A 1,014-nucleotide genomic window follows, 5' to 3' on the forward strand; every position below is an offset into this window, starting at 1 on the left:
GAAGACCGGGGCCGCCCAGGTCCCGGACACCGCGTCCGGGGACGGGGTGTTGCGGCCCGGCGAGATCGTGACCGTGGAAGGCTGGCCGGGCGAGTGGGAGCTGATGGAGCCCGGGCCCGGTCCTGGTGTGTGGACCGTGGAGTCCGCGCGGCTCGAGGACCGGCTGACCGGGCAGGCCGCGGTGAGCGCGATGCAGCGCCTGGCTGATGCTCCCCACGTGCACGGCGGGGCGACCTGGTGATGCAGTCCTACCCCGAGCAGGAGCGTGCCGCAGTGGTCGGCGCCGTGTTCCGGCTCGGTCAGTGGGTGGCGATGAAGTCGTACACGCTGCCCGACGGCAGGGTCTGGCGCACGATGGACTCGGTCGACCGGCTGGAGGTGGTCACGGCCGAGCAACTCGCCGCGGCCGGCCGGCTGGAGGTCGCCCACGGCGCGCACCGGGGCCGGATCGTGCAGGCGGTCGTGTCCTCGCGCGCCGGGCAGTTCCGCGTGGTGTGCACCTGTGCGCCGGGTGCCGGCGAGATCTGCCGCGACGGCCGCAAGGTCACCTGGTGCCCCAGCTTGAACAGCGCCCGGGACCTTTGGGACTGGCACGTGTACAGCGGCGCCCCTGTCGACAGCGCTGCGTAGAACAGCTGCCGCCCCGGGCGTGTGCCGGCGAAAAACGTCGGGCGCCGCACACGCCAGGAGGAACTCGCCCAGCTCGCCGGCACGATGGCGGCCGACGGATCCGGTGTGCACCTGCTGGTCGCGGATGAACCGGGTGTCCGGCTCGGACAGCCAGATGCCGACGCCGACGGACATGTCGGCGAGGACCAGGCGGACGCGCGGCGAGGGCGGCTTTCAGCGCGATGGCGAGGGTACGCAACGGCGGCTACTCCAGGAGGCGGCCGGAACCCTTGGCGTGCATGACGACCGGCCCGCACCGGAGCGGGCCGCGTCCCCGCGCTCGCGGGGAGAATCCCGGTGGCCGCCGCACAGATGGAGCCACCCTTTGGCCGGACCCAGGACTCC

General features: G+C 73.4%; 1 protein-coding gene and 1 pseudogene. Both read left to right on the top strand.

What is annotated here, in order from left to right:
* Positions 1-241: pseudogene (locus ABZ281_RS50490) on the top strand (hypothetical protein); the annotation flags it as partial.
* Entirely contained in the window at positions 241-630 is a 390-nt protein-coding gene (locus ABZ281_RS50495) for a hypothetical protein (RefSeq protein ID WP_356665690.1), read from the top strand. The pseudogene ABZ281_RS50490 and the gene ABZ281_RS50495, both read left to right, overlap by 1 nt.
* Positions 631-1,014 lie beyond the last annotated feature (384 nt).

Origin of the sequence: Streptomyces sp. NPDC006265, assembly GCF_040613555.1 — a bacterium.
In the GTDB taxonomy this organism is placed as follows: Bacteria; Actinomycetota; Actinomycetes; order Streptomycetales; family Streptomycetaceae; genus Streptomyces.

What these genes read in the sequence shown, in the direction of transcription:
- ABZ281_RS50495 (WP_356665690.1), top strand. Translation starts at nt 241, where the DNA reads ATGCAGTCCTACCCCGAGCAGGAGCGTGCCGCAGTGGTCGGCGCCGTG.